This window comes from Lactobacillus selangorensis (genome assembly GCF_001437205.1).
Taxonomy (GTDB): Bacteria; Bacillota; Bacilli; order Lactobacillales; family Lactobacillaceae; genus Paralactobacillus; species Paralactobacillus selangorensis.
Window position 1 is genome coordinate 134382 of the sequence record NZ_JQAZ01000003.1, and the last position, 25980, is coordinate 160361.

General features: G+C 47.4%; 30 protein-coding genes. 17 read left to right on the forward strand and 13 right to left on the reverse strand.

Translation table 11 applies throughout. From position 1 onward, the window contains the following. Nucleotides 1–47 precede the first annotated feature (47 nt). Both IV40_RS05525 and IV40_RS05530 read right to left on the reverse strand, forming a co-directional pair. Nucleotides 48–1106, reverse strand: coding sequence for a sensor histidine kinase (locus IV40_RS05525; RefSeq protein WP_057769384.1), 1059 nt, complete (start codon nt 1104–1106; stop codon nt 48–50). After that, the gene (locus IV40_RS05530; RefSeq protein ID WP_057769385.1) at nt 1103–1777 is read right to left on the reverse strand and encodes a response regulator transcription factor; all 675 of its coding nucleotides are present in this window, start codon (nt 1775–1777) and stop codon (nt 1103–1105) included. The genes IV40_RS05525 and IV40_RS05530 overlap by 4 nt, the downstream gene beginning before the upstream one ends. A 129-nt stretch (nt 1778–1906) precedes the next feature. On the opposite strand from IV40_RS05530, the gene IV40_RS05535 reads away from it, so the two are divergent. From IV40_RS05535 to IV40_RS05555, 5 genes are all read left to right on the forward strand, one after another. Further along, nucleotides 1907–2665, forward strand: coding sequence for an ABC transporter ATP-binding protein (locus tag IV40_RS05535; RefSeq protein ID WP_057769483.1), 759 nt, complete (start codon nt 1907–1909; stop codon nt 2663–2665). Beyond that, entirely contained in the window at nt 2655–4748 is a 2094-nt protein-coding gene (locus IV40_RS05540) for an FtsX-like permease family protein (RefSeq protein WP_057769386.1), read from the forward strand. Before IV40_RS05535 ends, IV40_RS05540 begins: the two co-directional genes overlap by 11 nt. A 23-nt stretch (nt 4749–4771) precedes the next feature. Next, complete coding sequence (locus IV40_RS05545) at nt 4772–5566, forward strand: DUF975 family protein (RefSeq protein ID WP_057769387.1); 795 nt, start codon at nt 4772–4774, stop codon at nt 5564–5566. Between the two features lie 96 nt (nt 5567–5662). Next, entirely contained in the window at nt 5663–6247 is a 585-nt protein-coding gene (locus tag IV40_RS05550) for a TMEM175 family protein (RefSeq protein ID WP_057769388.1), read from the forward strand. 50 nt (nt 6248–6297) lie between these two features. Further along, nucleotides 6298–6819: a GNAT family N-acetyltransferase gene (locus IV40_RS05555; RefSeq protein ID WP_057769389.1), complete on the forward strand. Its 522-nt coding sequence runs from the start codon at nt 6298–6300 to the stop codon at nt 6817–6819. A gap of 82 nt (nt 6820–6901) precedes the next feature. Here IV40_RS05555 and IV40_RS05560 read toward each other — a convergent pair whose 3' ends face one another. The 3 genes from IV40_RS05560 to IV40_RS05570 form a co-directional block, all read right to left on the reverse strand. Then, complete coding sequence (locus IV40_RS05560; protein WP_057769390.1) at nt 6902–7558, reverse strand: DUF421 domain-containing protein; 657 nt, start codon at nt 7556–7558, stop codon at nt 6902–6904. Then, nucleotides 7558–8019, reverse strand: coding sequence for a DUF3290 family protein (locus IV40_RS05565; RefSeq protein WP_057769391.1), 462 nt, complete (start codon nt 8017–8019; stop codon nt 7558–7560). The genes IV40_RS05560 and IV40_RS05565 overlap by 1 nt, the downstream gene beginning before the upstream one ends. 84 nt (nt 8020–8103) lie before the next feature. After that, entirely contained in the window at nt 8104–8637 is a 534-nt protein-coding gene (locus IV40_RS05570) for a hypothetical protein (protein ID WP_057769392.1), read from the reverse strand. Nucleotides 8638–8781: 144 nt separating this feature from the next. Here IV40_RS05570 and IV40_RS05575 point away from each other — a divergent pair, with 144 nt between their 5' ends. From IV40_RS05575 to IV40_RS05590, 4 genes are all read left to right on the forward strand, one after another. Next, nucleotides 8782–9519, forward strand: a complete 738-nt coding sequence (locus IV40_RS05575) for an MBL fold metallo-hydrolase (RefSeq protein ID WP_057769393.1) — start codon at nt 8782–8784, stop codon at nt 9517–9519. Nucleotides 9520–9727: 208 nt separating this feature from the next. Next, complete coding sequence (gene spxA, locus IV40_RS05580) at nt 9728–10126, forward strand: transcriptional regulator SpxA (RefSeq protein ID WP_057769394.1); 399 nt, start codon at nt 9728–9730, stop codon at nt 10124–10126. Between the two features lie 192 nt (nt 10127–10318). Further along, nucleotides 10319–11029: an adaptor protein MecA gene (locus IV40_RS05585; RefSeq protein WP_057769395.1), complete on the forward strand. Its 711-nt coding sequence runs from the start codon at nt 10319–10321 to the stop codon at nt 11027–11029. A gap of 68 nt (nt 11030–11097) precedes the next feature. After that, a complete protein-coding gene (locus IV40_RS05590; protein WP_057769396.1) occupies nt 11098–12171 on the forward strand; it encodes a competence protein CoiA in 1074 nt (357 codons plus the stop codon). A 17-nt stretch (nt 12172–12188) separates the two neighbouring features. On the opposite strand, the gene IV40_RS05595 is transcribed toward IV40_RS05590, so the two are convergent. Both IV40_RS05595 and IV40_RS05600 read right to left on the reverse strand, forming a co-directional pair. Continuing rightward, nucleotides 12189–12830, reverse strand: coding sequence for a DsbA family protein (locus tag IV40_RS05595; protein ID WP_057769397.1), 642 nt, complete (start codon nt 12828–12830; stop codon nt 12189–12191). A gap of 148 nt (nt 12831–12978) precedes the next feature. Next, nucleotides 12979–13557 carry a CYTH domain-containing protein gene (locus IV40_RS05600; RefSeq protein ID WP_057769398.1) on the reverse strand — a complete coding sequence of 193 codons (579 nt, stop codon included), beginning with the start codon at nt 13555–13557 and terminating at the stop codon, nt 12979–12981. Nucleotides 13558–13723: 166 nt separating this feature from the next. Between IV40_RS05600 and yjbM the strand changes: the two genes are divergently transcribed. Genes yjbM through IV40_RS05620 form a run of 4 tightly spaced genes read left to right on the forward strand, consistent with a single transcriptional unit; the run spans nt 13724 to nt 17009 of the window. Further along, a complete protein-coding gene (gene yjbM / locus IV40_RS05605; RefSeq protein WP_057769399.1) occupies nt 13724–14437 on the forward strand; it encodes a GTP diphosphokinase in 714 nt (237 codons plus the stop codon). Further along, nucleotides 14418–15227 carry an NAD kinase gene (locus IV40_RS05610; RefSeq protein ID WP_057769400.1) on the forward strand — a complete coding sequence of 270 codons (810 nt, stop codon included), beginning with the start codon at nt 14418–14420 and terminating at the stop codon, nt 15225–15227. The genes yjbM and IV40_RS05610 overlap by 20 nt, the downstream gene beginning before the upstream one ends. Continuing rightward, nucleotides 15224–16168, forward strand: a complete 945-nt coding sequence (locus tag IV40_RS05615; protein WP_082617926.1) for an RluA family pseudouridine synthase — start codon at nt 15224–15226, stop codon at nt 16166–16168. The genes IV40_RS05610 and IV40_RS05615 overlap by 4 nt, the downstream gene beginning before the upstream one ends. After that, nucleotides 16128–17009, forward strand: coding sequence for an RluA family pseudouridine synthase (locus IV40_RS05620; RefSeq protein WP_057769401.1), 882 nt, complete (start codon nt 16128–16130; stop codon nt 17007–17009). The genes IV40_RS05615 and IV40_RS05620 overlap by 41 nt, the downstream gene beginning before the upstream one ends. 80 nt (nt 17010–17089) lie before the next feature. Here IV40_RS05620 and IV40_RS05625 read toward each other — a convergent pair whose 3' ends face one another. The 3 genes from IV40_RS05625 to IV40_RS05640 all read right to left on the reverse strand — a co-directional run bounded on the left by IV40_RS05625 (nt 17090) and on the right by IV40_RS05640 (nt 19923). Then, a complete protein-coding gene (locus tag IV40_RS05625; protein WP_082617929.1) occupies nt 17090–17728 on the reverse strand; it encodes a copper homeostasis protein CutC in 639 nt (212 codons plus the stop codon). A gap of 127 nt (nt 17729–17855) precedes the next feature. Further along, nucleotides 17856–18677 (reverse strand): undecaprenyl-diphosphate phosphatase, encoded by an 822-nt coding sequence (locus IV40_RS05630; protein ID WP_057769403.1) that lies wholly within the window; start codon nt 18675–18677, stop codon nt 17856–17858. A gap of 217 nt (nt 18678–18894) precedes the next feature. Beyond that, on the reverse strand, nt 18895–19923 hold the full coding sequence (locus IV40_RS05640; RefSeq protein WP_057769405.1) for a lactonase family protein: 1029 nt from the start codon (nt 19921–19923) through the stop codon (nt 18895–18897). Nucleotides 19924–20062: 139 nt separating this feature from the next. On the opposite strand from IV40_RS05640, the gene IV40_RS05645 reads away from it, so the two are divergent. Together IV40_RS05645 and IV40_RS05650 are read left to right on the forward strand one after the other, a co-directional pair. Beyond that, a complete protein-coding gene (locus IV40_RS05645; protein ID WP_057769406.1) occupies nt 20063–20443 on the forward strand; it encodes a PTS glucitol/sorbitol transporter subunit IIA in 381 nt (126 codons plus the stop codon). 11 nt (nt 20444–20454) lie between these two features. Further along, nucleotides 20455–21642 (forward strand): AI-2E family transporter, encoded by a 1188-nt coding sequence (locus IV40_RS05650; RefSeq protein WP_269082195.1) that lies wholly within the window; start codon nt 20455–20457, stop codon nt 21640–21642. A gap of 145 nt (nt 21643–21787) precedes the next feature. Here the strand turns inward: IV40_RS05650 and rpsN are convergent, their stop codons facing one another. The 3 genes from rpsN to IV40_RS05665 all read right to left on the reverse strand — a co-directional run bounded on the left by rpsN (nt 21788) and on the right by IV40_RS05665 (nt 24271). Then, on the reverse strand, nt 21788–22057 hold the full coding sequence (gene rpsN, locus IV40_RS05655; protein ID WP_057769408.1) for a 30S ribosomal protein S14: 270 nt from the start codon (nt 22055–22057) through the stop codon (nt 21788–21790). 134 nt (nt 22058–22191) lie between these two features. Further along, nucleotides 22192–23169 (reverse strand): GMP reductase, encoded by a 978-nt coding sequence (gene guaC / locus IV40_RS05660; protein WP_057769409.1) that lies wholly within the window; start codon nt 23167–23169, stop codon nt 22192–22194. A 148-nt stretch (nt 23170–23317) separates the two neighbouring features. Then, the gene (locus IV40_RS05665; protein ID WP_057769410.1) at nt 23318–24271 is read right to left on the reverse strand and encodes a magnesium transporter CorA family protein; all 954 of its coding nucleotides are present in this window, start codon (nt 24269–24271) and stop codon (nt 23318–23320) included. 97 nt (nt 24272–24368) lie between these two features. On the opposite strand from IV40_RS05665, the gene IV40_RS05670 reads away from it, so the two are divergent. Together IV40_RS05670 and trmL are read left to right on the forward strand one after the other, a co-directional pair. Next, nucleotides 24369–25241 (forward strand): methyltransferase domain-containing protein, encoded by an 873-nt coding sequence (locus tag IV40_RS05670; protein WP_057769411.1) that lies wholly within the window; start codon nt 24369–24371, stop codon nt 25239–25241. 223 nt (nt 25242–25464) lie between these two features. Next, on the forward strand, nt 25465–25974 hold the full coding sequence (gene trmL, locus IV40_RS05675) for a tRNA (uridine(34)/cytosine(34)/5-carboxymethylaminomethyluridine(34)-2'-O)-methyltransferase TrmL (RefSeq protein ID WP_057769484.1): 510 nt from the start codon (nt 25465–25467) through the stop codon (nt 25972–25974). The last annotated feature ends 6 nt before the right edge of the window (nt 25975–25980 follow it).

Genomic DNA, 25980 nt, shown 5'->3' on the forward strand with positions numbered 1-25980 from the left:
AAGCGTCATTTTTCGTGCAAGAGACACTTATGCCACAGCCTTGTTTTTCATGATTCTACTTTGCCGACGAAATCGCCATTTTCATCGTTATAATAACTGAGCAGCGGGAAGAAAAGGGTGACGGTGGTGCCTTGGCCTTGAGTAGAGGCAATCGTCAGCTGGTGGCCGAGTTTGCGGCTCATCTGCTGGGCGAGATAGAGCCCCAAGCCAGTCGCCCGTTCATTGGACTGCCGGCCATTGCTGCCGGTGAAGCCTTTATCGAAGACACGGGGCAGGTCCTGCGGCGGAATCCCAATGCCGGTGTCGGCAATCGTAATCCAGTTGCCACGCTGCGCATGCTTGGTCGTAATCGTGATGGTGCCGCCTTTGGGCGTGTAACGCAAGCTATTGGACAGAATTTGTTCAAGGATAAATCGCAGCCATTTCTCGTCCGTCAGCAATTCAACATCAGGGCCGTTGACTTCGACGTGGATTTGTTTTTCGAAGAAATAGTTCATATTGTCCCGAATGAGGTCATTGATAATCGGCTTGGCCGGATATTCCTGGATGAGGTAATCCTTGGCAAAGTCGTTGAGCCGTGAATAGTACAGCACCTGTTCGACGTAGAAATTGATTTTCTGCAGTTCCAATTCGAACTGGGTAAATTTTTTATCGGGCAGGTCCTCTTCGACGGATTCAATCAGCAGGCGGGTTGCCGCTAAAGGCACTTTGATTTCGTGGACCCAGCTATCGATGAACTCCCGCTGGTCCTGCTGAGCGCTGATTTCGTTTTCGAGACTCTGCTGATGGGCCCGCAATAACTGGTCGACGTAGTCCTGAATCTGCTGCTGGGCATTCGAATTGGCTTCGTTAAGCGGCCAATTCAGCGCATCGTCTTGCGCCTGCTGCCGCTCGCTGATGGCACGGTACCAAGGCAGTTCGTGCCAATACAGCAGGCCCATAAAAATAAAGAAGAAAATCGACAGCAGTCCGTCCAGATAGAGCAGCGTCGCCAAATGAATCGTGTAGCTCGGTTCGAGCCACAAAATCAGGTTGAGCAGGACCAGACTGCCGAGCCAGAAAAAGAAATGGAAGGCGTGGTCCCGCAAATATGCAAAAAAGGTCATGGAATCATGTACCCCTGACCGACCTTGGTTTCGATGTAGTTGGGCAGGCCAGCTTGCGCAATTTTTTTGCGCAGCCGGTTGATGTTGACCGTCAAGGTGTTGTCATCAACGAAGCGTTCATCTTCCCACATCGTCCGCAGCAGTTTGTCCCGGCTGACGATTTTGCCGTGCTGCCGCATCAGAATTTGAAGCAATTTGTATTCATTTTTGGATAAATCAATCAGATTGTCGCCGACTTGGGCGGAGCCGTTCTGCAAGTTGAGCAGCAGGCCGTTGTGTTCCAGTGCCTCGTTGTTTTCGGCCACGTAATTATAGGTGCGCCGCAAAAGGGCATTGATCTTCGCCACCAGCACTTCCATTGAAAACGGCTTGTTGACGAAATCATCGCCGCCCATATTCATGGCCATCACCATGTCCATGTTGGTATTCCGGCTGGAAATGAAAATGACGGGCACTTTTGAAACGGCCCGAATTTTCTGCATCCAATAGAAACCATCATAAGTGGGCAGGTTGATATCGAGGAGGATCAGGTGCGGCTTGAGTTCCAGGAATTGATTGAACACATCACTAAAATCGGTGACTTTTTCCGGCTGCAGCTGCCATTTAGTTAAATTTTCGGCAATCAAATCGGCAATTGTCGGGTCATCTTCGACGATCATTACTTTAAACATAGTGCGGCTCCTTTCGTTGTTAAATCTTCTTTATCCTACTGATTTTTACTGAAAAAGACAACCATCTTTAGTCGGAGGACAAAGCGGATTTCATTTGCTATGATTAACCTGGATAAGTGGGGTGGAAAAATGGCTTTTGTAGAAGTCAAACAAGTTTCAAAGATTTACGGCCATCGTGCTAGCTTGGTGCATGCGTTGAACCAAGTATCGTTCACGATCGACAAAGGGGAATTTGTCGGCATCATGGGGCCATCTGGCGCTGGGAAAACAACGTTATTGAATGTGATGTCGACAATCGACCAGCCGTCCAGCGGCCAAGTGCTGCTGAATGGTGAAAATGTCAGCCGGCTGCATGACCAGCAATTGGCGGAATTCCGCCGCCAGCAGCTTGGCTTCATCTTTCAGGATTTTAATTTATTAGACGCTTTAACGGTGCGTGAAAATTTAATCCTGCCGCTGTCGCTCGATAAAACGGCCTATACTGTCATTCAGACGCGTCTGCAGCACATTGCCCAGATTCTGGGGCTCGAGCAGCTGCTGGACCGCTATCCGAACGAACTGTCGATTGGTCAAAAACAGCGGGTGGCTTGTGGACGGGCGATTATCACCGCTCCGGAACTGCTGTTTGCCGATGAGCCGACGGGGAGTCTGGATTCGAAGTCGGCGACGGAACTCTTACAGTACTTGAGTCAGCTGAACGACACCGATCAAACGACAATCATGATGGTGACCCATGATGCCTTCACGGCTAGTTACTGCAAACGTATCTTGTTCATCAAGGATGGCCAGATTTTTGCGGAATTGATTCGGCAGGGCGACCGCAAACAATTTTTCAATGATATTATCAATATGCAGGCAACGATCGGAGGCGGACGGATTGCTCGGTAAGATCGCTTTGAAGAGTGCTCGGGCTCGAATCCGGGATTATTCGTTCTTCGTTTTGACGACCTCACTGTCGATCATGCTCTACTTTGTGTTTACAGCGATGATTCACAATGCGGATTTGAAACGAGTCTTTGCCAAGATTGACCATCTTTATTTTGAAAACCTGCTCGAGTTTGCCAGTTTGACGCTGCTCTTATTCATGGTCTTTTTTCTATTCTATTCAAATGCTTTGTTCATTAAAAAACGGAAACGGGAATTCGGACTGTATAACTTGTTAGGCGTTTCGAAGCGTAATATCGGCCTGTTGTTTTTCAGTGAGAGTCTGGCCCTCGGTGTGATTGCCTTGGTAATCGGTTTGACGCTGGGAGTGCTCCTTTCGAAACTCTTTGCGATGCTGGTCCTGCGGATGATGCAGGTCCATGCCAACACCAACTTTCTGTTTTCGTGGATTGCCGTCCGTAAAACGGGGTTCGTTTTTTTAGGACTCTTTGTGCTTCTTGGTTTATTAAACGGCAGCCTGATTTATCGCTATCGGTTAGTCGACCTGTTTAAACCAAGTGAGGAGCTAAAAGGAATTGCCCGTCCGACTAAAGGGACGTATTTAGGGGCCATCCTCAGCATTCTGATGATTGCTACTGGGTATCTGATTTCTTATCAGACGGGGCCGACGATTCGGTTCAGTGCCGTGATTGGGCCTAATGCTTATTTATTGGGCATGGTGCCGCTGATTCTGCTGCTAGTGGTCCTTGGCACGTATGGCTTCTTCAAATTTTTTGTCGAGATTGTTTTACATCTTGCGCAGCGCTGGCGGCGATTTTATTATCATGGCATGCGGATTGTCGGCATTTCAAATCTAGTATATCGGGTCAAGCGGAATGCAAATGCTTTATGGCTCAGTACAATCCTGAGTGCCGTTACCATCACGGCAATCGGCAGTGCGTCGATGGTGTTCACCTATAATCAGGATCTGATCAAAGGGTATGCCCCGCAGGATGTAACGGCACTCAATGGACAGTACCAGCAGCTGCAGCAGCAGGCTCAGGCTGCCGCTGTCCCGCTGAAAGATGTGCATACGACCCAATTGAAAACGATGGGGGCCTCATTCAGCCTCCGCAGCCTGTTGAACCAGCACCAGGTGAATGAATCTGGAGCGGCGACGATTGTCAGCCAAAGTGCGTATAATCGCATCAACCGCCATCTGGCCAATTTCCATCCAGTGCATTTGAAGGGCAATCAGACGGTGGCTATTTTGGACTTTATTGCGATTTTCAAAGGCGATGCGCAGCGGCCCCGTAAACGGCGGCCGATTCCCGTCCGGCTGCGGCAGGCGAATCTGCCGACACTGCAGCTGATCGGCCTCAGCAATCAATTTCCATACGGCTATGGGGCCTTCTTCGGCAATGGTCTCGTGGTCAGCGATCAGTTGTTTGCACAGCTGCAGCCTGATTTTACCGATACGATTTATTCGGCCGACCTCGGCAAGAGTCCTAATAAGAGCAAACTGCTTAGCCGGCTCAATCAGCAGTCCGACCAGGCCGACCACAAAGAATATCTTCGTTCGAACGGAGCTGCCTTTAACCAGCGGACGTATCGAGTCGTGCCGGCAACACAGCTGAAAGAAAGCGAGCGGATTGGGTATAATGACCGGAGTACGTTATTGATTCAACGGCCGTTTGCACGTGACAGTCATGCCTCATTCGGCTTTTTGATGTATATTGTCATTTTACTGAGTTTGATTTTTATGCTCGCAACTGGCAGTATTATTATGTTGAAACAATTAACGGAAGCACAAGGCGAGATTGGCCAGTATCAGACATTGAAAAAAATCGGAGTGACTACACCGGAGATTCGGCACAGTCTGTATCAGCAATTGCTGCTCGTTTTCCTGCTGCCGATTCTGGTCGGAACGCTCCATGCTTACTTTGTAATTCATATGCTCAGTTTCTATTTGGATAATCCCAGCAGCACACTGGCTTATGTCATCTGCGGCTTGTATATCGTTGTCTACAGTGGTTTTTATCTGCTGACGGCGCGAGCCTATAATCGCATTGTCAACCGGCCGATCCGGACGCATTCCGTTTACTAATTTAAAAAGGGGATCTCGTTTTTATGAAATCTGCACAGTTCCGGCTTGAAGCCAGACAGGCGCTCAGAGGCAATTGGACCGCCATGGCTTTCTTGACGGCGATCGCATTGTTCGTGCGGACCGTCGGCGATTCATTGCTTGGGCAAATTTTCGGCACCCATTCGATGTCGTATTCCATTATCGATACTTTTCTCGAATATTTTGTTTACTTTGCATTCACGTATGCATTGTATTTTGCGGCGCTGCAAGTGATTCGCAAAACGAAAGTCGATTCGAATGCGACCTTATTGGTTGCTTTCAAAAAGCCGTATTATTCGGCGCTCGTTGTCATCAATTTGGTACAGGAACTGCTTCAGATTGCCATTTCATTTGTGATTCTGCTGCCATTTTCGGGCACGTTCGGCATTCAGCGTATCTTCAGCTTCAGCTGGAATAATCTGGATGGGCTCGAATCCTACTTGATGCAGGCATCGGAAGCACAGGCGGTGACAACAACCGTTTTTATGATTGCCGTTGCGTCGTTGGTAATTGCCATTCTGCAGTTATTGCTGACCGGCTTTTTCCAAATCTGGGTCCAAGTCAAAATGGAATATCCGCAGTATTCGCTAGGCGCTACGCTGACGCTGACCTTTTTCATCATGCGTAAGCACTGGCTCAATCTGCTGTGGCTCGAATTATCCTTTATCGGCTGGGATTTTGTCGGTCTGCTGACCTTGGGAATCGGATTCCTCTGGATTACGCCGTACAATGTTGTTTCGGTCACATACTTCTATGAGACCGTCAAGAGTGAACGTGTAATCACGATGAAGAAGAACTAATCAGAAATAAAGGACTCGCAAGCAAGTTGCGAGTCCTTTTTTGAACTTGTCCGGCCGCTTCTTTTTATAATGGAAATGGAAAGAGGTCGAGCGGAGATGAATAAGGGACGGTTAGAAGCATATACGGATGCAATCGTGGCCATTGTGGTCACAATTCTGGTGCTCGATTTCAAGGCGCCAGATCGGCCGGATATTCGGCTCGTCTGGGCTGATTGGAAGTCATTTCTAGTGTATATCGTCAGTTTTATCCTGATTTTTTCAACCTGGCTCGACCATCAGTTGCTGTTTCGACTATCGGAACGGCTGACACGAGGTGTGTTCTGGGCGAATGCCCTGTGGCTCTTCTTTTTATCGCTGATTCCATATGTGACTTCGTTTTCGGGCAAGTTTCCGAATTACGGCTGGGCATCAGTTCTCTATACGGCAGTGCTGTTTTGCTGGACAATCAGTTATATTTTATTAGCCCGGGAACTGGCCCATGCCAATCCGGACCAAGCAGCATTGATCAATAAAGTCGGGTTCAGGCAGCCTCGAGATTTTGCCATTTACGAAGGCTCGTTACTGGTCACACTCGTATTGGGCTACTTTATTCCCTGGCTGATTTGGTTTGTGCTGATTGGATTGAGCGGCTGGACGATTCTCTTTAATCGCGGCCTCCAACCAGTTGACAAGTTGAAATAAAATGTGTATTTTGTTATTTATTCGCAAAAATTAAAATTGAGGTGATGACGATGGCAGCAATTTATGTACGGCAAGCAACGCTGGCTGATTTACCAGCCATTATGGAATTGATTCAGGATGCTAAGGACCATTTAAAGAGTCAGGATGTCGACCAGTGGCAGAACGGCTATCCCGATGAGGCGGCGTTCCATGACGACATTGAACACGGCTTCAATTACGTTTTGATCAGCGATGGCAAAATTGCCGGGACAGCAACCTTGTTTCCAAGCCCTGATCCGTATTATGGGCAGATTGACCATGGTGCTTGGGCCGGCGATCCTGACGAAAAGTACGTCGTCATTCACCGGATTGCGATTAGTTCGCAGTTTCGGGGCCAGCACTTGTCGAAATTATTGATTTCCAATCTGATTTCGATTGCAGTGCTGCTAGGTTACCACGATATTCGAATCGATACCCATCCGGACAATAAAGGTATGCAGCATGTCATTACGACCAATGGCTTTATTTATCGGGGCTACATTTACATGTTCGAAGACAAACAACCACGCTATGCGTATCAGTTGGAGCTTTAAAAATTTAGATTTGCTTTTAAAAAACAGTTTTCATACCCACAATCGGATAGGAAAACTGTTTTTTTGCGTCCGTCCACTGGGTTCACAACAACGATTTATTCTGCTGCTGGTCGGTGTACGGATAGAAATGCACCTTGCCATCTTGATATTCGGCTAAATAGACGTTGCGGATGTGCTTGATGTGGGCGGCATGGAGCTCGTTTTTGAGCCATTTGCGGTCCTTGTCGATCAGTTCAAGGGCATCGGGATCGACAACACCGTCCGTGATGAGCGGATAAATCAAGTTGCGCTCATTCGTGCGGATGATCGTCAGTTGGCCATTCTGCTCGATAATGGCCCGTTTGACATCCCGAAGGTCACGGACATCATTCATCCGTAGTTTGAGGACGACACTTTGCGCCGGCAGATTGGCTTTGAGACAATTGTCGACTAGCAGTTGGCCGTCTTTGACAAGCGTAATCGGGTCGCCATTCAGAAACTTTTTGAGGCGGTCGTTGTGAGCGGCCATGTAACGGGAAACGAGAATTAAGAGCGACCAAATCAGCAGCACGATCGTAAACTGGAAGAGGGTGATGTTGACGTTATAGACGACACCGCCGATGATGCTGCCGAGTACATAGTTTTGGATTTGGTCCATGGCTGAAGTTGGCGCCAAGTTATCCTTGCCAGTCAGGTTGATTGAAATGATGATGAACAGGAAACTGATTGCTAAACGGACTAAAATATTTAAATAATGCATCACGATTTTCCTTCCTCAATGTGAAAGCGGGGGTGAATGAGCGTTGTTTGGGCGAGAATAAATTTTTGTGGGTGGCTGGTGTCGCCAATCAGGAGCAGGTAGTTATCATGATGACGCCCATCATGGAGAAGCAGCTGTGAACGGGGCTCAGCGGCGCTCAGGCTGAGTTCAGTCGGCGAGCAGTGTAATTGGCGGGCGGCTTTTTGAAGCAACTGAACGGCCTGCTGCTGCCTCTGACGAGCTTGGTAACGATCATTGAGGCGGCTGACTTGGATCGCTGCTAGTAAAAGCACAATCACAACGGCGATAATGTCGAGCTGGCGGTAGCGTTCCCGGCCGTGACCATGCATTCGGTATAATAAACCGAACAGAATGAGCACCAGCGTTGCCAGCACGATGCCGACGAGCCACCAGTTCGGATGCGGCAGCTCCTGCAAGTAACGGTAGCTATATAATTTCATGAGCGTCTCCTTTCACACACACGATAGCCCTTTTTTAAAAAAAGCGAAAAAAAACACACCCGCAATGGATGTGCAAAAAGCAATTTAAGCTTCTTCAGGAGCTGGCTGATCGTATTCGGATGGTGAAACGATTCGATAAGTCGTTTCGTGGTAACCTTGTGTGTCAGCGCTGCGAGCGACAAAGTCGGCCAGCGGTGCAAATTCTTTGGATTGTTTCCAATCATAGAAATCGGCATCGTTATCCCAGCAAGTGACTACGACGAACTGAATCCGGGCATCCTGTTTCTGCATTAAGTAAGTCTGGTTTAACCCATAGATATTGGCGCAGTTGCCCAAGACCTTGTTCGCCGTTGCAAAAAAGACTTTTGTGTCGTCGGCCGACAAGTTGAAATACATAAAGTGGACCATGCCGCTGATTCCAGCACCATCATACTGGTGCAGGACCCGATAAATAAGTGGCATTGCAAAAATACCGTTTTTATCGCTGGCATCGACCAATTGATAATCAGCGGTTGGAGAGCCGGGCTGTAAGAGGGTCAAAGTACGATCAGTATGGTGTCTGATGAAGGTCACTAAGAAATCCTTAGATCCAAGAATCGTACGAACTGTTTGTGCCATAATACTTCCTCCTTATTCTGAACATCAAAATGCTTCCGCCTTCATTATACAGTCTGTTCTTTTAAAAAGCGCGCCTTGACTTTACAAAAAGCTTTCTAAAACACGATTTTCGGCTTACACTGGAGAAAATAGGAGGTCTTGACAATGAAAGTCACAGTTTTAGGTTATCTCGGCGGATATCCCGCTGATAATATCGGGACGAGTGCTTACTTATTAGAATCAGGTTCGTACCATTTACTATTGGATTGCGGAAGCGGCGCACTCCTGAATTTGCAGCACGTTTTGGATCCGCTGCAATTGGATGCCGTTATCCTGTCGCATTACCATCATGATCACACCGCTGATGTTGGTGTGCTGCAGTATTATTGGCAGCTGCGGCAGGGGGATAAAAAAGAACCAGTCCTGCCGATCTACGGCAGCAGCCAGGATCCGCTCAACTTTGCCAGTTTGACGATGCAGGGAATCACACAAGGAAAAGCCTACGATCCTGATGCGACATTGCAGCTGGGACCGTTCAAAATCAATTTCCTGCGGACGGTTCATCCGGTTCCAGCGTATGCAATGCGCATTGAGGAGCAGGAAACCGGCAAAACGCTGGTCTTCACCGCCGATACGGCTTTCTTCGACGGATTAGTCCCATTCAGCAAATATGCCGATTTGCTGATGGCCGATACCAACTTCCTGGCCGACAAACCCGGCAAAATCTGGCACATGACGTCCGCTCAGTCAGGCGAACTGGCTCGTCGGGCCCAAGTCGGCAAATTATTGCTGACCCATCTGCCGCAGCAGCTTGATTTACAAGTTTTGCTGGATCAAGCTCGGACAGCAGCTGGCAACGTACCGACAAAATTGGCGTCGTTGGGGCAAACAATCCAAGTTTAAAAATAAAAAGGGGATTATCTTCATAAATTATGGAAATTATATTTAAACTCAATATTTGCGCGCACTTTTTTTCAATATTTAAAAAATAATTTTTACGAAGTTGGTTGCTGGGGTATTTCCCGATTCGTTATAATATATTTGTAAGTTGATTGATGGCTCTCAAACAAAGCTACTAAGTTGATTTGATATTTGTAAAGGAGCGAGAAAAATGGTTACATTGTATACATCCCCCAGTTGTACATCTTGTCGTAAAGCACGTGCTTGGTTCAAAGCACATGACATTCCATTTCAGGAACGTAATATTTTTTCAGAACCGCTCACCAAAAATGAGATTAAGAATATTTTACGGATGACTGAAAATGGGACTGAAGAAATTATTTCGACACGTTCAAAGGCATTCCAAGAATTAAATGTTGACTTAGATGATCTCTCCCTCGATGATCTCTTTGATTTAATTCAGAAGACACCTGGATTGCTGCGCCGTCCCATTATTATGGATGATAAGCGTCTGCAAGTCGGCTACAATGAAGACGAAATCCGTCGGTTCTTACCACGTGAGGTTCGTGCTTTGGAGTTGCAGCAGGCTCAGTTAATGACCGGCTTTTAATGAAGCTAAACAAGCATCGAATATTTTCCGTTTGGAAATGACGGTACACCCTACTTAGGAATCGGACCCCCTCCGATTCCTTTTTTTGCTCATTTTGCCGAGCCATAGAAAAAACTTTACAAGCCGTTAATTACTAGTACAATACTACTAAGAAGCCCGTTTGAAATCTGGCTGAAATGAGGTGTCGGATAAATGGAAATGGAAAGAATCAACGACAATACTATCCGCGTGATCCTTGGCAACGAGGACCTGGCCGAACGGGGCATCACCGTCTTAGACTTGCTGGGCAACAGTAGTGAAATTGAAAGTTTCTTTTACAGCATTTTAGAAGAAGTCGATAAAGACCACATGTTTAAATCGAGTGATGCAGTCACGTTTCAGGTCATGCCGAGCCAAAGCGGCTTGGAACTTTTGATCAGCAAGAATCTGCCAGGTGCGGCGAAGAATTCGGATTCTGATTCCGCAGCAGATGACAGTCAGGATGCTGATCAGAGCCATCCGGATGGCGATGCGATTTCGGAAGCATTGCGGAAACGGTTATTGCAGACGGATGATCCGGCGACGGAAGAAAATGCTGCCGATTATGAGAATTATCTGCAGGATCCGGATACCCCGACACGGGAAGTGGTTTTGAAGCTGGCCGACTTCGAAGACGTCATTGCGTTAGCGAAGATTTTGCGTCCGGCTGGTGCCATTTCGGATCTATATCGTTATCAGAATGCCTTTTACCTGCATTTGATTTTCTTTGTGGACGAAACGCCGAAGAATGTGATTTCGGACGACCTAGCCGTTGCCTATGAATATGCGCAGAAAACGAAGGTCACGCCGGATGTACTGGCCGAACATGGTCAGATACTCATGGAAAAGACCGCTTTGGAATTGACACGTTATTATTTCAAATAAAAAAAGACTGAAATCGAAAGGTTTCAGTCTTTTTTTTGCGTAATTTTAGAGGGAGGAGGCGATTGACCATGCAATATGCTTATGATCAAGCAGGACAATTACAGATTTTGCCATTGAAAGCAGGTGTCACAGGACCGTTTTACTGTCCCGATTGTCACGGCCGCTTATCTTTGCGCAACGGCGGGGCCCGCAAACGAGCTTATTTTGCCCATCAGCAGCAATGTACCAAAGAAGGTGGCGAAAGCGACTGGCATCAAGCTGGCAAGACCTTGCTGACACAATTTTGCGGCCAAGCAGGACTGCGATGCGAACAAGAGGCGTATCTGGATGAGGTCCAGCAGCGGGCCGATGTCTTCGTTCCGAATCGGAATCTAGTGCTGGAATATCAATGCAGTCCGCTTGCAGCAGCCGAATTGCAGACCCGAACGGAAGGTTATGGGGAGATTGGCCTGGAGGTGGCCTGGTTATTGGGACCTCGTTATCGATTGGGACGGACATTGACGCCGGCTCAGCAGCAGTTTTTGCATTATCGGCCGGAATGGGGCTTTTACTTGCTGTTTCTTGAGCCAGAACAGGAATGCGTGCGTTTATACCATCATATTCGCAAGGCAGATTTTAGACGAACGTTTTATCAAATGACCAGCTGGACACTGCATCAGGAAAATCCTTGGAACGGCGGCCTTTTTGTGCGGCAAATGCCGCAGCTGACGATTGCACAGCAGGCCGGCCGCGTCGACCGGGCACTCCATTATCCGCATAACCGGCTGGTGGGCCTGCAGCAGTGGTGCTATCAGCAGGGCTATGATCTGCGCCAGGCGCCGGCCATTTGTTACGAACCGACGGCGGTTCCGCCCTGCCAGCAGGTGACTCAATTTGAGATCAATATCCGGCTGCTGATTCAGCTCAGCGAATGGCCGCAGTTTACGACCAAACAGGTTCTTCAGCTCGATCAAAGCGAATGGCACGCCGAAATGCCGCTGCTGCCGCCGAGTTACTGGCGCAACTGGCCGCTGTCCCATTTTTTGCAGCGGCTCGTGGACAGTGGCGCATTGCTGCAATCCGGCGAACATTACAAGTGGGATCGTCTGCCGGAATGGTCCGATAAAACGCCCACAAAAAAAACCGTCCTGCCGGGCGGCTGAAAAAAGGATTATTTTTATTAAAGAACTCGCAATTGAGCTGGGTTTAATTGATTGATCTCGGAGTGACGCTTTAAGATCTGGCGTGGCGAATCCGCTTGATTCAGACAAATGTCACGCATCAATGGGTAAGAATCACAGTTTTCAACCAGGAGTCCATATTCGCTTGCTGGTTTAGCATAATTGAAGACTACCGCAGATGGTGCTTGCGTAATCTTCATTTCACAGCTCAGCTGCTGGTCTTTTTCGAAGGCCTGCTTTGCTAGGTCGCTCTGCCGATCTTCCAGGAACATATCACGGTCTAATTTGACCTGCTTGGCTAATTCTTTGACTAAGGCATCGTTATAAGTTTTTCCTTGTTCGGTTAACGCTTCTTGGAGCGCCATTAAATACTGGCGTCCCTTTTTGTTGCCTTGGAATGAAGCGGCCTTGATATCGAGGATAGCGCGATACATCAGCTGGAACGTCCGATTATGCTGTTCCAGATCATGGATATCCATGCTGCGGCCGATCATATCGTTATTCACGACCTTCAAGTTTAAGGTCGGCATAAAGCGATAATGAATTTTTTCGTCTGATTCAGACACGATTTTTAATAACGTCCGTTCAGCGTCGAGACACCGGCGGCCGATCGGATCGATAAATAAGAAAATTTCTAGCACGTTGTTTCCCCCATTACGATACTAAAATTTTTGTTTTTGTAAGTTGTAAGTGATTGATTGAATGATAAAAAATAGTTATTTTCTATAAGGTCTAACATAACAGATTTTGAACTTTTTTCAAATGATTAGTTTCAGTTTTGAAAAAAATTTAACTTTTATGCTGGATGGCACGCTGGACCTTATTGATAATTGGCTGTTTGGCAATCTGAAACTTTTTCAAGATTGTTTGAAAAGCCAGTGTTTCGTTTTGAAAATCGTGTACTTCCATTTCAAGCTCATAATCGGCATCGCCGTCCGGATAATCAGTTTGGTCGAGTGTCAATAATCCTTCTGGCAAAGAACAAAGGTAGCGAGTCGTCGTTGCCTGACCGATCAGCCGCAGCTGGTGAGGCTGGACGTCGATCGTTGCTAATTTTGTGGCGACCTGGCTAGGGGCCAGGATTTGCTGCCGACGAACCAGCTGCTGCGCTTGTGGGACGGAGAGGGGATCTGTTGTTTCCAACAAAGTCCGTCCGGGTCCTGACTGGGGCGTTTTTAACGTTTGCTCGGCGTGATCCGCAAAGAGACGGATGCGCAGTCCCCAATGGTGCTGTACCAATGCCTGATTGGCCGTATCAAAATAATTATTCTGCTGTTGGAAGGGTGCCTGGAATGGATATGCCTGCCGGACTGCCTGGAATTGTGCTGCAGTGAGCAAGTTCTTAAATTCTCGTTCCGTTGATTGCATACCAATTATCGCCCCCATTCACGTTCAGCTTATCATATATTGAGAGAGGTGCAACTAGTTTGCTTGTTTGTTTTGAAAAAAAAATATGCTAAGATAAAATGCGAATGTCTTCTATAATAGAAGCATAGAATAATCGTGTATGGATCATAAAAGGAGAAGCGCAAACATGGATCTAGATTGGGAAACCTTTTTTATGCCTTATCAGCAGGCGGTCAATGAATTAAAGATCAAGCTGCGCGGCATGCGTAAGCAATACTTGCAGGCGAGCGAACATTCGCCGATCGAATTCGTGACCGGCCGGGTCAAGCCCAAAGATAGCATTATTGAAAAAATGCACCGGCGCTATATCTCACCCGAATTATTGGAACAAGATATGCAGGATATCGCCGGTCTGCGGATCATGTGTCAATTTGTGGAAGACATTTATGATGTCGTCGATCTGCTGCACCAGCGGACCGATATGAAAATTATTGAGGAACGGGATTACATCACGAATGTGAAGCCGAGCGGCTATCGTTCGTATCATGTGGTGATCGAATATCCGGTTCAAATGATCCATGGTGAAAAGAAAATCTTAGCCGAAATTCAAATCCGCACTTTGGCGATGAATTTTTGGGCAACGATTGAACATTCTTTGAATTACAAGTATCAGGGGGAATTTCCTGAGGAATTAAATGAACGTTTAAAACGGGCGGCCAAAGCTTCCTTTATGCTCGATACCGAAATGTCGGATATTCGGGAAGAAATTCAGGAAGCCCAGCATTTATTCTCGTATGGACGTGGGCAGAAGCTGACTGATGATCAGAAAAAACAGGCCGGTCAGCATCAGGATGAAACGGAACATCAAGAGGGGGATCAGCATGAGAATCGCGATCTTTAATAATGAAAGTGCTCAGTCGCAGCGAACGACTCGGTTTTTACGGCAGGAAATTCTGGATGCCGGGTTTGAAATCAATGATTTTCATCCCGATATCGTCATTACGGTTGGTGGCGACGGGACCCTTTTGAGTGCCTTTCATCGTTATTCGGCTCAATTAGATCATGTCCGCTTCATCGGGGTTCACACCGGTCACTTGGGATTCTATACCGATTGGCGGGATTACGAAATCGGCGATCTGGTCACTGCGCTTAAGCAGGATTCTGGCGAAAGCGTCAAGTATCCATTGCTGGATGTCGAAGTGACCTATGCCGATACCACCGAACACGGCCACTTTCTATCTCTAAATGAATCGACGCTGAAACGGTTGGCAGCTACTTTACGAACGGATGTCTACATTAAAGACAACTTCTTCGAAAGCTTTCGGGGCGATGGGCTGTGTATCAGCACGCCGACTGGTTCGACGGCTTACAGCAAGTCGATCGGCGGGGCCGTTTTGCATCCCAGCTTAGAGGCACTCCAACTAACGGAAATTGCGTCGATCAACAACCGGGTCTTCCGAACATTGTCGTCTCCGATTGTCATTCCCAAGACGGAATGGATTACTTTAAAACCGGCCATTGCCGATGATTATGTCATGACCGTCGATCAGTTTTCGACCAATGACCGGCCGATTGTGCAGATTCGATATCGAATTGCCGATGAAAAAATCCAATTTGCCCGTTATCGGCATACTCATTTCTGGAATCGTGTCAAAGGGGCCTTTATCAGTTCCGATACGGACGAAAAATGAAATACCAGTGGCGTTTCGAAGCCAAAGAACCGGAACCGCTGAAACGATTTTTAACCCAAAATGGGATTTCCAAGCGGCAGCTGGCACGCATGAAATTTGCCGGCGGAATGATTTTTGTCGGGCATCATCAGCGGCATGTGCAATTTATTCTGCATCGGGGCGACTTGGTGACGGTGTTCACCGCACCGGAACAAGCCGCCGTTTCAGTGCGGCCCTCAAAACAGCCGGTCACAGTTGCTTATGAAGATGATGAATATTTAGTCGTCGATAAACCGCCGTATGTGGCGTCGCTGCCAGCGGCTAATCATCCGGACGATACGATGGCCAATCGGGTCCGTTATTATTTGGAGCATGAACACGCCGAAAGCGATGCGGTGCATATTGTGACTCGTTTGGATCGGGATACAAGCGGCCTGATGCTGTTTGCTAAAAGCAGCTGGGCGCATGCACGTGTTGATAAAGAATTGCACCAGCACACAGTGCAGAAGACCTATCTGGCGATTGTCAGCCACAATTTTATCGGTCAGCCGCAGCATGGCAATATCAAAGCGCCGCTTGCGCCGTCACCAGAATTTTATATGCGGCGAGTGGTTGATCCTAACGGTAAAAAGGCGTGGACAGAGTATACCGTGCTGGAGAATTTTGCCGATGCGGCGGTCGTTGAAGTCCAGCTGCATACGGGTCGGACCCATCAGATTCGCGCACATTTTGCTTCGATCGGGCACCCGCTGCTTGGCGATTCATTATATGGCGGCCCGCTTGGTTATGGGTTAAAACGGCAAGCTTTGCATTGCTGGCGGCTGGCGTTTGAACAGCCGTTTTCGCAGACTGATTTGCGGCTTGAGAGTCCTTTGCCGGCTGATTTGAAACAAGTCTGGTCTGAGTTGCGGAGGAATGAAAATGGAATACACATGGACAAAAACAACGACGGCACCGCTTAAGGTCAAACGCTTTTTGATTGACTGCGGCTTGAGTCACCGCCTCATCTCAGCCATGAAGAAGGGGGCGGGACAGTTTCTCGTCAATGGCAAATTGGCGACAACTGCGACTGAGCTCAAGCAGGGAGATCAGGTGACGGTGCGGCTGGATGCGGAACCGGCCGATCCGGCTGTGGCCGTCAGTACAGCGCCGCTGAACATTCTGTTTGAAGATCAGAACTGGCTGGTGGTCGATAAACCAGCTGGATTGACGACGATTCCTGGGCCAACCAATTCGACCGACACGCTCGTCAACCGGGTCAAAGGCCACTTGCTCGCTGAACAGGCCGATGATTTGCGGCCGCACATTATTTTGCGGCTCGACCGGTTTACTTCGGGAGTCGTTCTGATTGCCAAAAACCGGCTCGCTCAAAGTCTGATTGCGCCAGCTGTCGAAGGGCACCAGCTGGATAAACGCTACATTGCAATTGCATCCGGTCGCGTTACGCCGCAGCATGGCAATTTTACCGGCCCAATTGGACGGGTCGGCACGACGCCGCAGCGAGAGGTTCGTGCCGATGGAAAACCGGCGCATACCGAATATTGGTGCCGTGAAACGACTGATAAATGGACACTCGCTGATGTCAAACTATATACGGGCCGGACCCATCAGATTCGGGTGCATTTTGCCGTTGCGGGGCACCCATTGCTAGGCGATGAACTTTATGGCGGCCCCATGGACTTGATTCAGCGTCAGGCGCTCCATGCTTCGTTTTTAAAATTCAGCGATCCGTTTACACATGAAAAGCTGACCTTTGAAGCACCTTTGCCAGCAGATATGCAGCACGTTTTACAACTTAAATGAAAATAGCTTCTTAAATGCAAAAATTTTGCATTTAAGAAGCTATTTTTGTGCAAAAAGGGACTTACGGCATGCCTTTTTGATTATTTCGTTAAATCGCCGACAATCTTAGTGCCATGAGCCTCAGAAACACCAAGCTCATTGGTAATGTGGGTCACATTTTCATCGGTAACTCCGCCGCCTGGCAAGATTGTAATCTTCCCGTCTGCTGCGGTGATAAATTCCTTGAGTCGCTCGACGTTTAAGGGTTCTGACAAGGGGGCGCCATGCGTCAAAATCCGGTCGACATGGTGTTCAATCAACCAGTTAATAGCACCAGCTTGTTTGTCAGCCGGAATGGCATCGAAAGCCATGTGGAAGACGACTTCCATGCCGCCAGCGGCACCAATAAATTCACGCATGGCATCTTCATCGACCAAACCATCAGGAGTCAGTGCACCGACGACGATCCCGTCAGCGCCTTGTGCCTGTGCTTCAAAAATGTCGGCTTCCATGATTTTGATTTCGGTATCATTGTAAATAAAGTTGCCGCCACGGGGCCGAATCATGACCATGACTGAGGCACCTTTTTCATGGACATAACGAGTTGTTTCGGCAATCACCCCTTTGCTGGGCGTCGTTCCGCCGACAGCAAGGTTATCGTTCAGTTCGATGCGTTGGACACCTTTAGCCAAAGCTTTCGGAACGTTGGTAAAATTTTCAACAGCTGCTTCTTTAATAATCATTTCAAAACCTCCCGTAAATAAATCTGATTAAACTTATGATACGCAAAAAAACGACCTTCCACAAGCAAATTGCAGAAGGTCGTCGCTAAATTCTATTTTCTAAACGTGGTTACACTTTTTGGGATTAGAAGAACATCATTGCCAGCACAAGAATCCCAAGGATGATTCGGTACCAGCCGAAGACTTTGAAATCGTGGTTCTGGATGTACTTCATCAAGAACTTGATGGCGATGATTGAAACAACGAAGGAAACGACCATCCCGATAATCAAAATTGAAAGCTGATCGCCGGTGAAGGTTTTCCCTTTTAAGAAATAACCGCCGATTTTGAGGATGCTGACCCCGAACATCGTCGGAATCGCCATGAAGAAGGAAAATTCTGTGGCGACATACCGTGAGCAGCCAATGATAATCGCACCTAAGATTGTGGCTCCAGAACGAGAAGTCCCTGGCACGATTGAGAGGGCCTGAAAGCAGCCGATGATGAAGGTAATTTTGATTGGTAATGTATTCAGGTCGGTATAACGAGGCGACAGTTTATCATTATGATTTTCGACGATAATGAATAAGATACCATATAAAATCAGCATGCTGGCGACCACGTAATTGTTCATCAGATGGGTATCCATCCAATCATTCAGCGGCAGTCCGATGATGACGGACGGAATGACAGCGATGATGACCTTGCCCCATAAGGACCACGTCTGCTTCTGCTGCAGCTTTGATTTGCGTGGCGAGAATGGATTTAACTTATGGAAATAGAGGACACAGACGGCCAAAATGGCGCCTAATTGAATGACGTAGTTGAACATGTCCATATAATCTTTGGATTCGGCCATGTTCAAGACGCTGCCGGCCAAGACTAAATGGCCGGTGGAACTGATCGGCAGCCATTCAGTAATCCCCTCGATGATACCTAATACAATGGCTTTGATGATATTCGCCACAAGAAAACAACCCCTTTTTGAAATGATTTCATTTCTAAGTATAGTAAATTTTCAGACAAATAGCGATAAAATAGCGATTCTTCAGAAATGTTTAAGAAAGGGGCGTATGGCGGCGGTCGGGCTGGTGCAAATTTTCAGAAAAAATGAAGCGGTATGTGCAGGGAAACTTGGGCGCAAAAAAACGCACACCCAGCGGCATGCGTTTCAAAAGCAAAATTTAGGCTAAGAAGTAGACACAAGTACCTTCCGGATCCGGAACATCTTTCTGAATCATGGTCAGCATCCCAGTTTCGGGATTACGGCGATAGAGGGTCAAATTGTCTGATTTCTGGTTGGCGGCTACGACATACTTCTCAGTTGGATCGAGATTGAAGTCACGTGGAAAGTCGCCTTCAGTACTGATGCGCTGAATTATACGGACACGCTGCCGATCGTCAGCTACTTTTAAAGTGACGATTGAATTGTGGCCCCGGTTGGAGGCATACACGAAGCAGCCGTCGCTTGAGACACGGACGGCGGCGCTGCCGTTATAAGTCGTCCAATCGTCCGGAATCAAAGAAATCGTCTGCAAGTGTGTAAAACTGGCCGTTTGCGGATCATACTTCAAAACCGATAATTGGCTGGCTAATTCACCGATGAGATAGGCGATCGATGAATCTTGCGGATTGAAGGCGATGTGGCGGGGTCCAAATCCGGGTTCGGTCTGATAAGTAGCGACTAAAGTCAGCTGACCATGGGCGTCGACGTCGTAAGTCGTGACTTCATCCATGCCTAAGTCGCAAACGACCAGGCGGTTTTCAGGCGTTAGGTCGGCATAATGAACGTGAGCCGCATCCTGTTCAGGCTTCGGGCCTTTGCCGGTGTGCTGGACAATATCGGCCAGCTTCAGACGGCCGTCGTCTTCGATTTGATAGACGAGCACTTGGCCAGTATGATAATTGGCCGCATAGACGAGCTGACGAGCTTCATCCAGACTGACATAAGCAGGCGGCGAACCGGCACCCATGACGTCATTCAAAAGACTTGGGGTTGGTTCCATCCGATAGGAAGCAACACCGCCCTGATCGCCTTTTTGAGCGATCGTGTATAGATTTTTCTGCGCTGAAACAGCTAAATAAGTAGGATTATCAACATGCACATACGGCTGCGGTTGGCTGAGCTGGCCACGCTCCGTATCCAAGCTGGCTTTGTAGATGCCTTTGCTGGTTTGGCGTGTGTAACCTCCGATCAAGAATTCTTCTTGCATCGCTCTAAAACTTCCCTTCTAAAAGTGAATCATCTGTTCGAGTATAGCAGAAAGCGGATTGAAATGTAAGCGCTAATTCCTGATATGGTACAATAGGCAATAGATCAATCGGATCACATTCAGAGGAGGAATTTGAATCATGACAGAAATTACGAGTCGGGTGACCGCTGTAGGCCCACAAGCTTTCAGCGGCGAGGCACCATTGATTATTTTATTTGACAATTCGGCCACTGCCGCTTTGAAAGAGGTCGCTGTGATTCAGCAGTTTGACGGTGATAGCGAAAAAAACGTGCAGCTGCAGGTTGGTGATCAGCTGACGTTGAAAGGGCAGGTCTATCCGATTGTTTGGATGGGTAGTTTGGTCAATGCTAACTTGGAATCAATCGGCCATGCGACCCTCGTTTTCCAAGCTGCCCCGATCGAATCCGATCAGGCGCTGCAAAACGGGATTTATTTAGGTGCCGGTCCCTTGCCAACCTTGCAAGTCGATGATAAGATCACATATACGCATCTTGACTAGGAGGGATTGCAATCGAAAAACAGTCAAAATCAAGTCCGTTTTCGTGGTTCTTCAAATGGTTTCTCAATAATAAACTGACGATCGTCCTGTTAAATACATTATTGGTACTGATTGTCTTATTTCTGATTAAAAAGGTGGCGTGGATTTTCACACCGCTGACGGATGCCGTCAATGCAGTCGAGCTGCCGGTTATTATTGCCGCTGTCCTGTATTATGTGCTCAATCCGCTGGTCGATTGGGTCGAAAAACATTGGTACTGGAAACGCTGGGTGACGATTGCCCTGATTTTCATTGCTTTGTTGGGCTTGATCGTCTGGGGATTGGCAACACTGATTCCAGCCGTTGAAAATCAGCTCCAGGAACTGGCAAAAACCTGGCCGCAGTACTGGGAGGGTATCCAGAAAAATCTCAATCAGTGGCTTGGTCATTACGATCTCGATTCATTGAAGAAACAATTCGATACGTTCACCCAAGGGACGGGGAAGACGATCACGACCCGCATCAATTCGTTTGTCGAAAGTACACTCGGCGGAATTGGGACCGCCGTCGGAGTCGTCACCAATGTGGTGATTGCTTTTGCAACGGCGCCGTTCCTCTTATTCTTTATGCTTAAGGATGGGCATCGCTTTTCACACTTCGTCGTTCATTTTCTGCCGACGAAGACGCGTTCCACGACTCATGAAATGCTGACGGAAATCAATCAGCAGATTTCACAGTACATTCGGGGACAGTTGACCGTTGCCCTGTGCGTGGCTTTGATGTTCATGTTCGGGTTCTGGGTCGTCGGGATGAAATATGCGCTGACACTGGGATTGTTAGCCGGCATCATGAATCTGATTCCTTATTTAGGCTCGTTTTTGGCGATGCTGCCGGCACTTGTGATTGCCGCTTTTATTTCGCCAATCATGCTCTTGAAGGTTATCGCTGTCTTTGCAATCGAACAGATGCTGGAGGGACAGGTCGTCTCGCCGCTGGTTTTGGGCAATTCGATGGATATGTATCCGGTGACCACGATTTTAGTCCTGCTGATTACCGGCAATATGTTCGGGATTGTCGGCATGATCCTGGGTATCCCATTGTTCGCCATTCTGAAAATCTTCTGTACGTATGGTTTTCATTGGTTCAAGCAAGTTTCCGGTTTATATGAAGAAGAAAAGACGGTCCCAACAAAACCGACTATCAAAAAAGCGGACTCGTAAGCGTCCGCTTTTTACATGGATTTAGCAATTAGATATACAAAAAAAGCGCCTTTCTAGAAAAGGCGCTTTTTGCATGTGCTGAAAACCTGACAATCAATTGACCGTCGACCAGTTTTCACACGAAAGAACGAAGTTGCAGATTTTTCTACCAGCTTGCCTTGTGAACCCCAGGAATTTGACCCTTGTGAGCCAATTCACGGAACTTCAGACGGGAAACCCCGAATTTACGCATGTATGCATGCGGACGGCCATCGATTTGGTCACGGTTGTGTGCACGAACAGGGGAAGCATTGCGTGGTAATGATTGTAAACCGGCGTAGTTATGTTCCTTCTTGTATTGGGCACGTAATGGTGCGTACTTTGCGATGGTTGCTTCGATCTTCTTTTCTTTAGCAATCTTTGACTTCTTTGCCATAAAACAGAAACGCTCCTTTGATTTTGAAATGAAAAGTCGTTGTAATGTGTTGCAAAATCTTTTCTCAGCAAGTGAAATATCTATACTAATATATCATAGATTGGCGCGTCCCGCAATTCTAAAACCAACAAAGGTCAAAATTGATCGCCATTAAAGATTGAATTTTTGACGACAACGTAATCGACTTTCCGTAATGAAGCTAAATCACGGCCGCCGGCATAGGAAATTGCCGACTGTAAATCCTGTTGCATGGCGGTTAAAGTGCCTTTAATCGGGCCCCGCATCGGAATCAGCATCTTTTTGCCTTCAACGTTATTGCGATTGCCTTTTTGAAATTCAGAAGCAGAACCAAAATATTCTTTATACGTCTGCCCATCTTTTTCGACAGTCTTGCCAGGCGATTCGAGATGACCAGCGAAAAGGGAGCCAATCATAACCATCGAAGCGCCGAAACGAATCGACTTGGCGATATCGCCATGGGTCCGGATGCCGCCATCGGCAATGATTGGTTTGCGGGCCGCCTTGGCACACCAGCGCACAGCCGCTAACTGCCAGCCGCCGGTCCCAAAACCGGTTTTGATCTTGGTGATGCAGGCTTTGCCAGGTCCGATTCCGACCTTAGTGGCATCGGCGCCGGCATTTTCGAGATCACGAACGGCGGTAGGGGTCCCGACGTTGCCAGCAATAATGAAAGTGTTCGGCAATTGATGTTTCAGGAAATGAATCATATCGATCACCGTTTGGGCATGACCATGGGCGATATCAATGGTGATATATTCGGGAATGGCATGGGCTTTGACTAATTGCCGCACAAATTCGTATTCGCCTTGCTTGACCCCGATGCTGATCGAGGCATATTGCCCGGCGGCATGCATTTTTTTGACGAAGTCGAGCCGCTTTTCGGGTTCGAAGCGATGCATGATGTAGAAATAACCATTTTGGGCCAGATGCAGGGCCAGCGGTTCATCAATGACGGTCTGCATATTAGCTGGCACAACCGGAATCTTAAAGGTACGGGGGCCGAATTTGACACTCGTATCGACTTCAGAACGACTCTTGACGATACATTTATTCGGGATTAACTGGATATCTTCATAATCAAAAATTTGCATGGCGAAACAGACTCCTTATGATCAAAATACGAACATTCATCGCAAATTCATCCGCGATGATCCGTTAATTATCATAACAAAGCATTTGTGATTCGTCAACACAAATTACGAATATTTAAGAATTTATATTTTAATATTGTTCGTGTTTTTAGAAGTATTTCTTCCGCCAGAAGTAGAAAATCAGGAAAACGGCGATGATTAACGAAATAATCAGGGTAATGATCCAACTGAGCGGATACTTGGCTAATGGCAACGCAACGTTCATGCCATAAAAACTGAACACTAACGTCGGAATCGTCAAAATGATTGAATAAGACGTCAGAAACTTCATCACACCGTTCATATTGTTATTGATGATGGACGAATAGGTATCGGCCGTTTCGTTGATAATGGAATTAGAGATTTGCGCCATTTCGGAGCCCTGCTGATTTTCGATTAAGATATCGTTGAGAAGGTCTTGGTCGTCTTTAGTCAGTTCGAGCGGCGGATTTCGTTTCAGCCCGTCCAATACGATGCGATCCGTCTGCAAGGAGAGGAGAAAATAAACTAAGCTGCGCTGAATCCCCATCAACCGGTATAATTCTTCATTTCGCAGGGACTTCTGCAAAGCCGATTCAAGACTTTCACGGGTCTTATTCAATTCACGGAGGTACTGCAGGTAGATTGAGGTGATTTGATAGAGGATGCGCAAGAGGGCAGCGGCTTGGTTATCAGGCCGAAAATCGGGAATCTGGTTGTCGCTGAAGAGGCCTAAGAAATAATGCGGCTGGCGGCTGATGGTCACAATCAGCTGCGGGGTAATGATGATTCCCAATGGGGCCGTTTGATAAACGTATTTCTGAACGGAATCATTGTTATTTTTATTGAGGACGGGCACGTCGAAAATCACAAGCACAGCCGGCAAATCGGGGTCTTTTTCGACTCGGGCACTTTCATCTTTGTCGAGTCCATAGTAGATAAAGTCTTCCGGAATCTGATGGCCTTTGAGCTGTTTGATCTCGGCGTCGGTCGGGTCGACGACATTGAGCCAGCTGCCCGGCGTGATTTTGGCTTGTGTTCTGATTTGGTGCTTGTTATCATCGTAATGATAGATTTCTAACATGATGCGCTCCTTATTGTGCGAGATTCGAATTGCTGTCTTCAGTCTACACTTTTGCAGGGAGTCACGGAATATAAAACATTTCTATAGGAGGAAAACGGTGAAAAAAATTATCGCTGCCCAGCAGTTTTTGCAGAATCATTTGGATTTATTCGAGTGTCCGTTGTGCCACGAACCGTTTGTGGCGGTCAATGAACTGGGGATTGTCTGTCCGCAGGGGCATCGGTTTGATTTGTCCCGAAAAGGCACCCTCTACTTTTTAAAGAAACACGTTAAAACAGAATACGATGCGCAGATGCTGGCGCACCGCCGCAATATCATTCAAGCCGGTTTTTTTGACCCGTTTCTGCAGGCAATCGCCGCTTCTTTGCAGCCAGCAACCAATATTCTTGATGTCGGCTGCGGCGAAGGCAGTACCACCAGCCGGCTGGCGCAGCAAGTGCCGGCCCATTATGTCGGGTTCGATATTTCTAAGCCAGGCATCAATTTAGCCACGCAGCAGCCGACCAATGTTTTTTTCTGTGTCGCCGATCTGGCTAATTTGCCGTTCAATCATGACAGTTTCGATACCTTGCTGGATATCTTTTCACCGTCGCAATACGCCGAATTCGACCGGGTGCTGAAACCGGGCGGCCAGTTACTGAAAATTGTTCCGAATCTGGATTATCTCCATGAATTACGCACTCGTTTGTATGCTGGCCAAGCGAAAGAAAATTATCAGAATAATCGTGTTGTTGATTTGTTTGCTCAGCATGTCCGCATCCGTCAGCAGCAGCGCATTCGCTACATCTTTGACCTCAATGCCACAACGTTTGAGGACTTATTGGCGATGACGCCGTTAACTTGGCAGGCGGCGCCGGATAAGCTGGCCGCTTTACGTGCCGATCCGCTGCAGCAGATCACAATCGATGTCACCTTATTGCGTGGTGAAAAGCCGCTCTCAAAGGGCGTTAATTCAAGCCCGTCAAATTAGGTTGCACAAATGACATTTCGGTGTTATATTATTTGCAAGGAATTTTTTCATTCTTTTTTATCAGATTGATTAGGTCTGTTTCTGATAAAAGACGATGATAGGAAACCTTCTTAACGTACGATCTCGCCGTGAATTGACACCGAGGCCGTGCGTTTTTTTGTGCCTTCATTTCAAGGAGAAATACGTTATACTAAAGAAAATGAAATTGAAAGAAGTGTCTGAAATGACCAATCATATTGTTTTATTTGAACCGTTGATGCCTGCCAATACCGGCAATATTGCACGAACCTGTGCTGCAACCGGCACACACCTGCATCTGATTAAACCATTAGGCTTTGAAATCGATGATAAGCATTTGAAACGGGCTGGGCTGGATTATTGGAAGAATGTCAACCTCACCGTCCACGACAACCTGCAGGAGTTTATGAACAGTCTGCCGGATATCAATGACCTCAAAATTATCACCAAGTTTTCGGAACAAGTCTACAGCGACGCCGATTTGAGCCAAACTGACCATGATTATTATTTCCTGTTCGGCAAGGAAACGACGGGCGTGCCGGAACCGTTCGAACGCAAATACCGGGACAACTGCCTGCGGATTCCAATGACCGACAAAGTCCGGGCATTGAATTTATCGAATTCGGCTGCGATTGTGATCTATGAGGCAGTGCGTCAGCAAGGCTTCGCCGGCTTGGAAAAGAGTCACACTTACGAACACGATAAATTGAAATAGAAAGGA